Genomic DNA, 12,863 nt, shown 5'->3' with positions numbered 1-12,863 from the left:
CTCGTCACCTGACGTTCCTGCTGGTGCTTGGGGGGCACCTAGTTTCGGTAGGTTCAAGAAGTTCAGGCCCGTTGTTCCGGATACTGTTCACCCGGTCGCTGACGATCCTCGACGTCAGGGTCGGTTTCGGCAGCGAGTCCAGCAGGTGCTGAATGTCGGCATTGTCCGTCAGGTCCGGGTCGAGCCACTCGGCAAAGTGGTCCCGCGGGATGATAACCGGCGAACGGTCATGGACGTGGCCACCGGACGTGTTGATTGTGGTCGTGAGCACCGTGCAGCTGAGAAGCCACTTGCCGGGTCCCCTTCCGGCAGCGACGGGTCCGGCCAGAACTCATACAGCCCGGCGAACGCCAGGAGATCCTCTGTCTGCGAGTAGAGGTAGTTCGGGATCTTTCTGCCGTCCTCATTCTTCTGCCATTCGTAATAGCCCTAAGCTGGGACCAGAGCTCTTCGCTTGACCGCAGCCTGCCGGAATGAAGGCTTCTCCAGAATGGGACCGCTGCGGGCGTTGATGAGCTTGGACCCGATCTTGATGTCTTTGGCCCAGGACGGCCCCCCTCCCCCCCATCGCGCTATGAGCAGGTGCCGGTCAATAGAATCTCATCGAAGCGCTCGGCGATGATCGGAACGTCCCGCGTGGGCGCACGTTCCAGCTCGGCGGCGGAAGCCTGCCCTCGACCACCTTCGCATCGAAGTGAACTAAGAAGGTCGCCGGTGGCCCTGGACATCACCTGCCGCACATGCGCCCATTCTTCCCCCTGGCTATGGAATAAGAACGCCATGCTGTATGTTGCAGTCGCGACAACGCAAGCTTGAGAGAGAAGAGATATACCTAAGTGGCAACTGATTACGACGAAGTCCGATCCGACGTCAAAGAATCGCAGGACACCTCCCTAGAGGCATTCCGCTCCGCGAACACCCCCGACGCCCGCAGCGTGGTCCGTGAGCTGGACGAGGCAGACACGGTCGAGGGCATCGAGCTGCCCGGCGACTTCATCGCCGAAGAGCTCATCGTTCAGGTCATCCCCCAGGCCGACGACGAGTTCACCTGCTGGTCCTGCTTTCTGGTCCGCCACCGATCACAGGTGGCCAAGGAGAAGAACGGCAACGCCTACTGCGTCGACTGTGAGGGCTAAGCCAGCCCACGAACAACCCACGGTCATGGGAGGGCCGGTTCCGGACTCAGTCTGAGACAGTATCCGCGCCGAGTTCACCCTCCCGTCCCTGGACAGGTTCGGGGCCGCCTCACCGAGCTCATAGAGAACCCTGAACCGGCCATGCAGCAACTGGTCCGCGTGTTTATTGGCGACGGCACCTACTGCCCCGGCTTCCAGTTCCTTCCCGGCGGGCAACTGCACTCCAAGGTGACGGCGCTGTTCGTCAGGGCCATGGAGCTGCAGGTTTCAGACAGCTACTTCACGCCCCGGATGGTCACGCCCTCAAGGCAGTTGGGCGGCTCCCGCCCGTGGACTTCCTGACTGATAGGGACCGGCTACTGCTGGAGCTGGAAGCGTTCTCAGACTAAGCCGGACGGGAAGCTCCGGCGCTGGAACGACCGCTTCAGCCCGGCCAGATGGCCCGATCTTTAGCGCGGATGCCTGGCTAGAAGAGCAGGAACGCGAGGGGCGTCACCAAGATCAGAGTCAGCACCACGCGCTGGAACCAGATGATCACCAGCTTCCAGACGGGAATGGGAATATCTGTGGCCATGATGCATGGCACCAGGGCGGAGAAGAAGATGATCCCCGAGACAGAAACCACGCCGAGCACAAACTTCACCACCGGGGCCGCTTCAGCAGCCAGCAGGGCCGGCAGGAACATCTCGGCGATGCCCACCGCACTGGCCTTAGCTACGAGCATTGGTTCCGGCAGTTGAAGCGTCCACGTGAACGGGTAGAACACATACCCCAGCCAGTCAAAGACTGGAGTGAACGAGGCGAGCACCAATCCAAGCAGACCGATCGAGAGGATGGAGGGCAGAATAGCCATGGCCATCAGCAGGCCGTCCCGGACGTTCGTCCAGATATTGGCTCCCAGCGAGGGTGACGACGCGACCGTCTCCTGGGCTTCGCGCCGGGCGACGTGCAGTCGTTTTCCGGTGACTTCTCCCTCCGGCTGAGGCGTTGCGTCCGGGTGGTACTCATCAGCAATGCTGTTCAACGGCCAGAGAATTGTCCCCGGCTGTGGGCGGGCGGACCGGGCTTCTCGTTCGAACGTAGATCAGTTCCGTGTGTCAGCTTGGAGTTGCCGCTGTGAAAGGCTGCAGTTATGGACAACGCATCTCGGGAACATGACCTCGTTCTTTACGGAGCGACGGGTTTCGTTGGCCGGCTGATCGCCGTCTACGTCGCGGAGCATGCACCGGCCGGTATGCGAGTCGGACTCGCGGGCCGGTCGAGGTCCAGACTCGGGGCGGTTCGGTCGCAGTTGCCGGTCGCGGCGCACGGATGGGCCCTCATCGAAGCCGACTCGGAGGACACGGAATCGATCGCCGCCCTGGCCGCGGGTACACGCGTGCTCTTCACAACCGTCGGTCCATACGCGAAACATGGACTACCTGTGGTCGAGGCCTGCGCACGGGCCGGTACCCACTACGCCGACCTCGCCGGTGAGGTGTCCTTCATTCGGGAGGCGATCGATCGCTACGATGCTCTGGCCAGGATGAGCGGGGCTAGGATCGTGCACTCCTGCGGCTACGACTCGGTGCCGTCCGACCTTGCCGTACTGCTGCTTCATCAGGCGGCAGAAGCCGATGGCGCTGGTGGTTTGGTCGAGGTCCAACTCGTTGCTAGGGCCAAGGGTGGCATCAGCGGAGGCACGCTCGAATCGATGCGCGGGCAGCTTGACGCGATGCGATCGAGCACCGCCCTGCGGTCATTAGCCGCGGACCCCTACGCTCTGAGCCCCGACCGGGCAAAGGAGCCGACAACACAACAGCCTCTTGACGCCGGTCCTGTGCGTCGTTCCGATGACGGCACCTGGACCGCGCCTTTCATCATGGCCGCGGTCAACACTCGGATAGTGCGCCGCAGCAACGCATTGCAGGGCTGGGCCTACGGCCGCTCCCTTCAGTACGGCGAGGTGATGGGGGTGGCCCCCGGACCGGCAGGAGCGGTCATCGCCAGGGCAATGGCGCTCGGGCTCCGGGCATTCACGGGCGCGATGGCGTTCCCGCCGACCCGGAGGGTGCTCGACCGCTGTCTTCCGGCACCAGGTTCGGGTCCGAGCACCAGCACCCAGCGCGCGGGCTGGTTCCACTCCCAGGTGACCGCCCGCACCGAGAACGGGCACCGATACCAGGCGGTTGCTGCTGGCCCCGGTGATCCCGGCTATGCCGCCACCGCCGTGATGGCAGGCGAGACTGCACTCGCTCTTGCCCTCGACGGTGACCGGCTGCCGACCGCGAAAGGGTCGCTGACACCGGCCACTGCACTCGGCAACGTGCTCATGCAGCGACTCCGTGCGGCCGGCCACACCTACCAGGTAACCAAACTCGTCTGAACCCAGGTCCTGCCGGTCAGCTGGCAATCATTGACTGGACCAGTCCGACTGGCGGTCCAATGGGACTTCCTCGAGGGAGTATTCAAGGTCATCTAATGATCGCGACCAGCGATGCGTTCCCAATCGGCTTTTAATCGGGCGGGCTCACGGTCTAGGGCATGTTCGCCGAGTCGCGGAGCCCGTCGATACTGGAGTCCGCAGCCAGTGGCGCGAACCAGCCGTTCCAATCGGTGGTTTCCGGGCCGGCAGTGGAAAATAGCTCGAAGGTCTTGTCACCGCTTCGTCCGTTAAGAGTGCCTTCACGCCTGAGTCCAGACCAGCACTCTGCTCCAGGTCCGGGGAGCCCAATACGCAGCCTCTCCCCTGCCCATTTTCAGACGCCGATAAGGGAGACTCCGTCGGCCTGTGCCTTTGGCTTCTGTCGAGCATGGAGCAGCCCCCGTGGGAGAGGTTTATTGTCGCCAACCGACCATCTGCGCTGTTATCGGCGTGGACGGTCTGCCGGCGAAGGTCTCACTCCTCCTATTGGCGGAACCAAGAAGCGCGGGTACCAGCTTATGAGCTGGTACCCGCGCTTCTGTGGAGGATTTTCTAGCGAGTGACTCCGTGCATCTCGGACGTCGGCGAGTAGAAGGGCGCACCGATGATTACGCCGATCAGCGCGTCCTCTTCGCTGACAGTGCGAAGGCTCGGGGTAATGCCTGCAGGAAGATCACTTATTGACTTCCAGCTCACTTATTGACTTCCAGCTCGGCGTTCCACGTGTCGAGATGGGCATCCTCCCAGGAGCCGTAGGTAGGATTGGGCAGGATGAACCAGTCGTCGCCGAAGTGCTCAGCATCTTCTTCGACGAGCTGCCGCTGCTGGTCTAGATCGGCGTTGGCATAGTCCCCAGCGAAGTCATGTAGTGTATCTCCCAGTTGCATGATGACCTCGTGTTCCTCCTGGATTTTGGTGCGCCGCTCCTCCTTCGACGGGCCTAGCAACCTCACCTGGTCCTTTGAGACTTGGGGGAAGTCCAGCTCCTTCAGCGAGGCGATGGTGGCATCGAGGTTCTCCTCGGTCCGGTCGGAGAGGTAGTAGATCGAGACGCCCATCTCATCGGCAATCCGGAAGAACTCGGCGGCGCCCGGGATCGCGGACGGCGAGCCCTCGAGCTCCCAGTGGCCCCAGGTATCCCAGACGCTGTAGTCGTGGCAGGCGGTCATGTCGCGGGCCAACAGCTCGGTGTTGTCGATCGCGGTCTCGTCCAGATCGGTGATAATCGCAACGTCCTTAGACTTCGCCTGCTTGACCTTCTCCTCGAGGCGCTCGGCAGCGATCCGGTAGGTCTGGGACTGCAGTGCCTGCGCCTCGGCGCTTTGCTGCTGCCAGCGCAGACCCATCGCGTGTTCCTGTACCGCACAGTTCTCGGAGTTAGGGCTCTCCTCCGCACGCTCACCGCCCTGGCTGTCTGCGGCGCAGCCGGCGGCGGCCAGCAGGGACACGATGGCGATACTCGTGCAGGCAATGCTCATGGGTCTCTTCAAGGTGCATCTCTTTCTTCAGCAAGATGGAATTGATCGGTTGAAACATGTATTTACGTTCCTGGCCCTTCACAATTGAGCATGGTTAGGGGTGTTCCGCCGGGGGTGGTGACCGCCAGCGGCGAGTAGTTCTCGTAGGCGGGAGTTGTCGAAGTTGCGGAACCCTCGGGCGACCCGGCGCAGAGTCTCGATGACGCCCTTGATCGCCTCCGTGGGCCCGTTCCAAACACCCGCGGCCTCGAAGTAGACCAGGAGTCGTTCTTCGCGACCTACAAGAGGGAACTACCCGCACCCGTCCTTGGACCGATCTCAAGGCGCTGCGCAAGGCCTCGTCCAGCTGGATCGAGGAATACTACAAACGGAAACAGCCTCATTCCATGCTGGGGTACTTGGCTCCGGCGGAATTTCCCGCCCTGACCCGTGAGCGCGAAGCACGACGGTATGGTGTCCGCCGTCCTGATGCATTTCAAACTGATCCGCCCTGCCCGAAAAACCCGGGTAGCGACGGGCTGCTTCTTGTTCGCCGACTTCTCGTGCATTGTGATCAAACTCATACGGAGGACAGTAGCGAAGGTTGAACAAGTGTTCAAGAGCCCTCGTTGACTCATCAAGATGCCCGCGTAGAACTGAATTAGCGCCAAGCGAGACCAAGGGTAAAACCGAGGCGGCCGAGGAACCGGATCATCTTTGTCAAGCTATAGGCTGCGGCGGGGGCACTCCCGTCTTACTAGTAGGGCCGTGAGGCCTGTAAGAATGGGTTGCATGGGCAAATTTCACGCCGGGACCAGGGGTGGCCAGGATTCCGTCCTGGAGGTTCGTGTGGAGCTGGTCGACAGCGTGCCTGGCATCTGGCGTCAGGTCGGAATCCGGAGCTCCCTGGCTTTGAATCAGATACACCAGATACTGCAGGCAGCCCTTGGCTGGGAGGACGCGCACCTGCACAGGTTCACACCAGACGCTCCGTTCGCGCCGCTGCGGCCGGTCGACGGCGAAATTCCGGAAGTCCTGCAATGGCTTCCCGGGCAGGAATGTGAGGAACCGACTGACAGGCCTGAGGAGGATTGCTCCCTGGATCAGCTGCTCGCGCTGGGCTCAGGCAAAGCGTTCTATGAATACGACTTTGGTGACAGCTGGCTTCACCGGCTCGAGCTGGTTTCCCGCCGGCCCACGGACGACGACAGTCCGTCGGCCCGACTGATGGACTGCGCCCGGCGCGGCCCGCTCGAAGACTCCGGAGGATTCCCCGGCTACGAGGAGATCATGGACGCGCTGGCCGATCCATCGCATCCTGACCATGCTGAACACGCAGCATGGATTGCCGAAATGACCGGTTCCGATGCGTCTTTTGACCCTGCCTTCCTGAACATTCACGCCGTGAACCGGGCGCTGGCTGAGCAGTTCTGACCTCGGGAATCTGGGCAGAAGCGCCACGGATAATGGCACCAACAACTGGCTTACTTGACATAACGTCCGCTATCAGCTTTAGCATTTAGGCGAAGTCCGATGAGGGCAACCGCGTTTCAAGGGTCTCGGGCTTACCGGACCGAAGAGAGAACGCGCTCTGAATGACAGGGCAGGCTTGGCGTTGAGGAACAAAAGAAGCTGGCCAGCATGTGCCGGCCAGCTTCTTAACAACCGCTTAGAGCGGCTGGATGTTCTCCGCCTGCGGACCCTTAGGGCCCTGGGTGACGTCGAACTGAACCTTCTGGTTCTCGTCGAGGGAGCGGTAACCGCTGGAGGCGATTGCCGAAAAGTGTGCGAACACGTCAGCGCTTCCGTCGTCGGGGGCGATGAAACCGAAGCCCTTTTCGGCGTTGAACCACTTGACCGTACCTGTTGCCATGCTTGATTCCTTCACGGGTCGCGGGCCGGATCCGCTTTTCGGATTGCCGTCCCCGCCACTCACACCATGAGCCTATGTCCAGCAGCGGGGGCGGGCAAGAGATTGGTCAAAGGCTGGACGCCGGGAGGATGTCGGTGACGGTCGAAAAGTGAGCCATTGTGACGGCTTGGCGTCTAGTGGTCGTTGCAACACCTGAGCTTTTAGGAGTTGCAATTGGCAGATATGAAACGACCACGAAAGTCACGGGGCGCCCCTCCAAAGAACGCTGCACGGGCTCACTATGATCAGCTGATGAAACAGGGAATGGGCAATTCCGAAGCGTGTCGAATCATCGGAATCAGCCGCAGTTCCGGCACTCGATGGCGGCACGGTCACACCGTTGTTCTGAAATCCGGCGACATCAAAACGATCCCTCCCATCTCCCGTCTAAGACCAGCCACGATTTCTGCCCGATTTCTCTCCGAGCCCGAGCGGATCACGATCGCGGACCTCCTGCATGCTGGGCGGAGCATTCGCGCCATCGCAATGGAACTCGGGCGCAGTCCATCCACCGTGAGTAGAGAGATCCGCCGCAATGTTCACGAACCCTCTGGGAACTACCGTCCGCGGACAGCACAGCGCAGCGCCGAACGTAGACGGAGCCGCCAGCGGACCGGAAAGATCGCGGCCAACCCGGAGCTGCAGGAGTTCGTGCGTGAACATCTGAAGCAGCGCTGGAGTCCCCGCCAGATCAGCAACCGTCTACGCGCTAATTTCCCGGGACAACCCGAGATGCACGTCGTGCCCGAGACTGTTTATCAAGCCCTCTATGGGCGCGGAAGCCTGGACCTAGCCGTGGACCCGGCCGTCTCGCTGCGCAGCGGACGGACCGGTCGCCGGCCACGCCGCCGAAAGGAGCACCGGACCAGTCGTTTCCCGGACATGGTCATGATCCGGGACAGGCCCCCGGAAGTGATCGGCAGATTAGTACCAGGCCACTGGGAGGGCGATTTAATCATTGGGAAGGGCGGTCGCTCGGCCATCGCCACTCTGGTCGGACGCACCTCTCGCTTCATCATCCTCGTGCACCTGGCAGGAAACCGCGGTGCTGAGAACCTACGCGATCGGCTAGCTGATTCGATGAGCCCACTCCCGCCGCACCTGCGCCGTTCTTTGACCTGGGATCAGGGCACTGAAATGGCTTGCCACCAGAGTTTCACGCGGCAGACGCTGATTCCGGTGTATTTCTGTGACCCCGCGAGCCCTTGGCAGCGCGGATCCAACGAGAACACTAATGGCCTGCTCCGCCAGTACTTCCCGAAAGGAACAGATCTCGGCGTCCACAGCCCCGAACAACTCACCAGGGTCGCCGATGAAATCAATCGCAGGCCACGTGAAATCCTTGGCTGGCAGAGTCCCATGGAGCACCTGGCTAGACTGACTTCCCCGGCGATAAAACCATAAACCGTTGCAACGACTGCTGAACTCCGCCCGGTTGAAAACTGAGGCACCCGTTCCAAACGATTGGGTGGGTGATCACAGTGGAGGATTGGGTGCTTATTCTGCGGTTGCACTGGCCGAGGCTGAGTCGATGAGGTCGGTAGCGTATTTAGGAGCCCCTCTCGACCGTAGCTTTATATAATCACGGTTATCGGCTTCCCGTTCCGGACCCCGCAAGTGTGGGACCAGAAAACCTGATACGCGTTTCAATGAATGATCAGAGCTGCCCAGCTTCGTCGTTTTCCAAGGAAAGACGTCAGGCTGCCGGCAGAGCAGTCCTAACGGCTGCCGGGAGTGCCGTTCCGCATCAGCAGGGCACTTCTTGGAGCCAGTCGAATCTCACACGTGTTGTCGCGTCGGCGTCTTCGATTTCAGATCGAAGGGTGCTTTCTGCAGTACGTTGCTGCTCTTTCTCAACGTTTACCGACCTTGTAGGTGTCGGGTTGCCATGCTCCGAACTTTCGTTCGAGGTTGCAGAGGAAACCATTGTGAAGGCTCCTTTAGGTTGCCGTCTCAGCTGTTCGGCAGGTACTGCCGCCCAGCGCATTCGTTTGTGGCCGCTCACAAGAGCGGTTATGGCGTACTGATCCGAGTACATGCGAACGCTCCGCGTCCCGCTTTCGCAAGCGGGACGCGGAGCGAAACGCCGAGTTAGTCCCCCGGGTCTCGGCGCTAATCGAGTCGCGGTTAGCCCATATTCTCGGCTTTCGAGTCTCCTCTTGCGACGGATCGCTTTGGTCTGACCGACGCTTTACTAGGCCATCGAGAGCTCTTCTACCGATGCCCTTTCTCGGGTCTCCGTGAGGTAGCGGGCGTAGGCGGGGAGGGTGAAGAAGGACGGGAAGTCGCGAGCCAGTGTGACTTCCTCGAAGATGTCCCGGGCGTCTTCGAAGCGGTCGCCGTCGAAGCGTTCCAGTCGGGTGAATTCCTCGTCCAGGAGCTGCTCCACCCAGTAGTGGCTGACGATTTCGCCCTGGTCGGTGATGGAGCGAGCGTAGATCCACTGCCACAGTTGCGAACGAGAGATTTCCGCGGTGGCGGCATCTTCCATCAGGTTGTGGATCGTTACCGCGCCGTTGCCCCGGAGCCAGGATTCGAGGTAGCGGATGCCCACTTCGATGTTGTTCCGGATTCCTTGTTCGGTGATGGTCCCTTCGGTGGCGGCCACGTTGATCAGGGCTTGGTCATCGGGGATGACGTCCTCGCGGAGCCTGTCCAGCTGGTTCGGTTTCTCGCCGAGGATGCTGTCGAACACCTCGCGGCAGACCGGTACCAGGTCGGGGTGTGCAACCCAGGAGCCGTCGAAGCCGTCGTTGGCCTCCCGTAGCTTGTCGGCACGGGTCTTTAGCAAAGCCTCAGCGTTTATCGCTGGATCCCTCCTGCTGGGAACATAAGCGGCAGGGCCTCCGATGGCCATGGCACCGCGCTTGTGGCAGGCGCGCACGAGCTGTTCGGTGTAGGCCCGCATGAAGGGCTGGGTCATGGTGACCTGGCCGCGGTCCGGCAGGACGAACCGGGGTCCGCGGGTGCGGAAGTTCTTGATCAGGGAGAAGATGTAGTCCCAGCGGCCGGCGTTCAAGCCCGAGGCGTGGTCGCGCAGTTCGTACAGGATTTCCTCCATTTCGAAGGCGGCGGTGATGGTTTCGATCAGCACCGTGGCGCGGATGGTGCCCTGCGGGATGCCGAGCAGGTCCTGGGCCAGGATGAAGATGTCGTTCCACAGCCGGGCTTCGAGGTGGTTCTCGATCTTGGGCAGGTAGAAGTACGGACCCTTGCCCTGGGCCAGCAGGCGGCGGGCGTTGTGGAAGAAGTACAGGCCGAAGTCCACGATGCCGCCGGCGATCGGGGTGCCATCGATGAGCATGTGCTTCTCGGGCAGGTGCCAGCCGCGGGGACGGACCACGACGGTGGGCAGGTCACCGGCCGGGCGGAGCTTGTATTCCTTGCCTTCCAGGCTGGTGAAGTCGATCCTGCGCTCCAGGGCATCCGTGAGGTTCAGCTGGCCTTTGATGACGTTCCGCCAGGTGGGGGTGGAGGAGTCCTCCATGTCAGCGAGCCACACCTTCGCACCCGAGTTAAGGGCGTTGATGGTCATCTTCTTGTCCACCGGCCCGGTGATTTCCACGCGGCGGTCCTCCAGCCCGGGTGCCGGGGGAGCGACCCGCCACGACGGATCGTTGCGGATCTCTTCGGTCTCGCGGAGGAACCGCGGATCCTGCCCGGAAGCGATCTCAGCCCGCCGTGCCCGGCGGGCCTGCAGCAGCTCCTGCCGCCGCGCCGCCGTCGACCGGTGCAGCTTCCCGACGAACTCCAAAGCGTCCGGAGTGAGCACCTCGTTCTGCCGGCAGATCGGCTGTGCAGTCAGGGTAATGCCATTGATAGTGAAGCCGTTCATTTCTGTCTCCTGGTGCAGGGCCCAACTGGGTAGCAGTAAGTGTCGTTTTGAGCTTTCAAAACGACACTTACTGCTACTTACTTGGGGGAAAATTAGTGGAATTGGCCTTCTTCGGTGGATCCCACCAAGGCCAGGGTGGATGCGTTCGGGTTGAGCGCGGTTGCAATGTCGTCGAAGTAGCCGGTGCCGACTTCGCGCTGGTGCTTGGTGGCGGTGTAGCCGCGGGATTCGGAGGCGAATTCCTTCTCCTGGAGTTCGACGTAGGCGCTCATGCCTTCGCGGGCGTAGCCGTGGGCGAGGTCGAACATCGAGTAGTTCAGGGCGTGGAAGCCGGCCAGGGTGATGAACTGGAAGGTGAAGCCCATGGCGCCGAGTTCGCGCTGGAACTTCGCGATGGTGGCGTCGTCCAGGTGCTTCTTCCAGTTGAACGACGGGGAGCAGTTGTAGGAGAGCATCTGGTCCGGGAACTCGGCCTTGACCGCTTCGGCGAACGTGCGGGCCAGTTCCAGGTCCGGGGTGCCGGTTTCCATCCAGATCAGGTCCGAGTACGGGGCGTAGGCCTTGGCGCGGGCGATGCAGGGTTCGATGCCGTTGCGGACCTTGTAGAAGCCCTCCGCAGTGCGAACCGGCTGTCCCCCTTCGCGGAGGATGAATTCCTGGTCCCGCTCGTCGACGTCGGAGGTGATCAGGGTGGCGGCCTCGGCGTCGGTGCGGGCGATGATGACAGACGGGGTGCCGGCGACGTCGGCGGCCAGGCGGGCGGCGTTGAGGGTCCGGATGTGCTGCTGGGTGGGGATCAGGACCTTGCCGCCGAGGTGGCCGCACTTCTTCTCCGAGGCGAGCTGGTCCTCCCAGTGAACGCCGGAGGCGCCGGCGGCGATCATGCACTTCATCAGCTCGTACGCGTTCAGCGGCCCGCCGAAGCCTGCTTCGGCGTCGGCGACGATCGGGACCAGCCAGTCCTCAACGCTCTGAACGCCCTCGGAAAACTCGATCTGGTCCGCCCGGAGCAGGGCGTTGTTGATCCGGCGCACCACGGTGGGGACGGAGTTGCCCGGGTAGAGGGACTGGTCCGGGTAGGTGTGGCCGGAGTTGTTGGCGTCCGCTGCCACCTGCCAGCCCGAAAGGTAGATGGCGCGCAGGCCCGCCTTGACCTGCTGGACGGCCTGGTTGCCGGTCAGCGCGCCGAGGGCGTTGGTGTACCCGCCGGTCTTGTGCTCCTCGGTGAGCTGCTTCCACAGCTTCTCCGAACCCCGGCATGCCAGGGTGTGCTCTTCGGAAACGCGGCCGCGGAGGCGGACGACGTCGGCCGCTGAGTAGTCCCGGGTGACGCCTTCCCAACGCGGGTCGGCGGCCCACTCGAGCTCCAGGGCGGCAGCCTGCTGTTCGGGCGTCTGCTGGGTGGGCTCAAATGCTGCAGTCATCGTTGATCTCCTTGATTGAGCTCCGGGATCGGTGGGCGGGAACCGCGCCATTGCGGTTCCCGCCGGTTTCTCCGGTGCTGTGTTTCTTTCCGTAAGTACTACTTTTCGGCACTTCCTACAGGGTTGGTAGTGAAAAACTGTGAAAGAAATGCAGTTCTTCCCGAATTCTTTACAAATATCGCTTACAAGCTGGAACAGGGAAGTTTCACAGCCTGGGGGGTGCGCACCTTGGCCAGCTATATGTGCGACTTGGCGTCAGCTCCTCCGGTTGATCCTGGTCCCGGTTGCCTTTCAGGCTGCTGCGGGCTTGGATTCCTGTTGACGCACAGGATGCGGTACGCGGGTAATCTGAAATTCGCTCATGTCCATCAGCCGCCGTTCGCCCAACGCCGGTTCCCGGATCCAGAACAGGCCTAAGGCGGGTGAGCGATCGGTGATGATCCCTGTATGAAGCAAATGGCCGCCCTGCCAGGCATTTATCTGGTCGCCCACGGAAAGATCGGCGCACTCGTGGACGATAAGGTCTGGATCGAAAATCATGTTGCTGCTCCTTTTGCTGTTGGTTTGTCCTGTCCTTAGCTTGAGATCCTTAGCGGCCAGCACGGCCACATCGAGAGCGGCACCACTCTCGCTGGGGCGAGTCGCAGGTCCTCTAAGGGTTCAGGCATGGAAACTCCTTTAGGGTGGGCGCCGTC

General features: G+C 61.8%; 14 protein-coding genes and 1 pseudogene. 5 read left to right on the top strand and 10 right to left on the bottom strand.

Going from position 1 to position 12,863, the window contains the following annotated elements; all coding sequences use genetic code 11:
• Positions 1-4: 4 nt before the first annotated feature.
• Positions 5-271 (bottom strand): SOS response-associated peptidase family protein, encoded by a 267-nt coding sequence (locus tag M1E01_RS02075; protein WP_457973455.1) that lies wholly within the window; start codon positions 269-271, stop codon positions 5-7.
• Positions 169-528, bottom strand: a pseudogene (locus M1E01_RS02070) (SOS response-associated peptidase family protein). The gene M1E01_RS02075 and the pseudogene M1E01_RS02070 overlap by 103 nt, the downstream one beginning before the upstream one ends.
• Before the next feature lie 308 nt (positions 529-836).
• On the opposite strand from M1E01_RS02070, the gene M1E01_RS02065 reads away from it, so the two are divergent.
• Entirely contained in the window at positions 837-1,136 is a 300-nt protein-coding gene (locus tag M1E01_RS02065) for a DUF4193 domain-containing protein (RefSeq protein ID WP_457973454.1), read from the top strand.
• Positions 1,137-1,277: 141 nt separating this feature from the next.
• Positions 1,278-1,478 carry a hypothetical protein gene (locus M1E01_RS02060; protein ID WP_457973453.1) on the top strand — a complete coding sequence of 67 codons (201 nt, stop codon included), beginning with the start codon at positions 1,278-1,280 and terminating at the stop codon, positions 1,476-1,478.
• Between the two features lie 124 nt (positions 1,479-1,602).
• On the opposite strand, the gene M1E01_RS02055 is transcribed toward M1E01_RS02060, so the two are convergent.
• Entirely contained in the window at positions 1,603-2,160 is a 558-nt protein-coding gene (locus tag M1E01_RS02055) for a hypothetical protein (RefSeq protein WP_457973452.1), read from the bottom strand.
• Positions 2,161-2,268: 108 nt separating this feature from the next.
• Here M1E01_RS02055 and M1E01_RS02050 point away from each other — a divergent pair, with 108 nt between their 5' ends.
• Positions 2,269-3,501 (top strand): saccharopine dehydrogenase family protein, encoded by a 1,233-nt coding sequence (locus M1E01_RS02050; protein ID WP_457973451.1) that lies wholly within the window; start codon positions 2,269-2,271, stop codon positions 3,499-3,501.
• A 591-nt stretch (positions 3,502-4,092) separates the two neighbouring features.
• Here M1E01_RS02050 and M1E01_RS02045 read toward each other — a convergent pair.
• The 3 genes from M1E01_RS02045 to M1E01_RS02035 all read right to left on the bottom strand — a co-directional run bounded on the left by M1E01_RS02045 (position 4,093) and on the right by M1E01_RS02035 (position 5,231).
• Entirely contained in the window at positions 4,093-4,236 is a 144-nt protein-coding gene (locus M1E01_RS02045) for a hypothetical protein (protein ID WP_457973450.1), read from the bottom strand.
• On the bottom strand, positions 4,233-5,018 hold the full coding sequence (locus M1E01_RS02040; protein WP_457973449.1) for a 5'-nucleotidase, lipoprotein e(P4) family: 786 nt from the start codon (positions 5,016-5,018) through the stop codon (positions 4,233-4,235). Before M1E01_RS02040 ends, M1E01_RS02045 begins: the two co-directional genes overlap by 4 nt.
• Positions 5,019-5,096: 78 nt before the next feature.
• A complete protein-coding gene (locus tag M1E01_RS02035) occupies positions 5,097-5,231 on the bottom strand; it encodes a hypothetical protein (RefSeq protein WP_457974833.1) in 135 nt (44 codons plus the stop codon).
• A gap of 558 nt (positions 5,232-5,789) precedes the next feature.
• Here M1E01_RS02035 and M1E01_RS02030 point away from each other — a divergent pair.
• Complete coding sequence (locus M1E01_RS02030) at positions 5,790-6,431, top strand: plasmid pRiA4b ORF-3 family protein (RefSeq protein WP_457973448.1); 642 nt, start codon at positions 5,790-5,792, stop codon at positions 6,429-6,431.
• Between the two features lie 235 nt (positions 6,432-6,666).
• Here M1E01_RS02030 and cspE read toward each other — a convergent pair whose 3' ends face one another.
• The gene (gene cspE, locus M1E01_RS02025) at positions 6,667-6,870 is read right to left on the bottom strand and encodes a transcription antiterminator/RNA stability regulator CspE (RefSeq protein ID WP_104046164.1); all 204 of its coding nucleotides are present in this window, start codon (positions 6,868-6,870) and stop codon (positions 6,667-6,669) included.
• A gap of 291 nt (positions 6,871-7,161) precedes the next feature.
• Between cspE and M1E01_RS02020 the strand changes: the two genes are divergently transcribed.
• The gene (locus M1E01_RS02020; RefSeq protein ID WP_457973447.1) at positions 7,162-8,313 is read left to right on the top strand and encodes an IS30 family transposase; all 1,152 of its coding nucleotides are present in this window, start codon (positions 7,162-7,164) and stop codon (positions 8,311-8,313) included.
• 790 nt (positions 8,314-9,103) lie between these two features.
• Here the strand turns inward: M1E01_RS02020 and aceB are convergent.
• The 3 genes from aceB to M1E01_RS02005 all read right to left on the bottom strand — a co-directional run bounded on the left by aceB (position 9,104) and on the right by M1E01_RS02005 (position 12,708).
• Positions 9,104-10,744: a malate synthase A gene (gene aceB / locus M1E01_RS02015; RefSeq protein WP_457973446.1), complete on the bottom strand. Its 1,641-nt coding sequence runs from the start codon at positions 10,742-10,744 to the stop codon at positions 9,104-9,106.
• A 92-nt stretch (positions 10,745-10,836) separates the two neighbouring features.
• Positions 10,837-12,168 carry an isocitrate lyase gene (aceA, locus tag M1E01_RS02010; protein ID WP_457973445.1) on the bottom strand — a complete coding sequence of 444 codons (1,332 nt, stop codon included), beginning with the start codon at positions 12,166-12,168 and terminating at the stop codon, positions 10,837-10,839.
• 291 nt (positions 12,169-12,459) lie between these two features.
• Entirely contained in the window at positions 12,460-12,708 is a 249-nt protein-coding gene (locus M1E01_RS02005; RefSeq protein WP_457973444.1) for a hypothetical protein, read from the bottom strand.
• Positions 12,709-12,863: the final 155 nt, after the last annotated feature.

The sequence above is a fragment of the Arthrobacter sp. D1-17 genome (assembly GCF_054130535.1).
The sequence above is the reverse complement of the archived record's forward strand: the minus strand, read 5'-3'. Positions and strand labels throughout refer to the sequence as shown.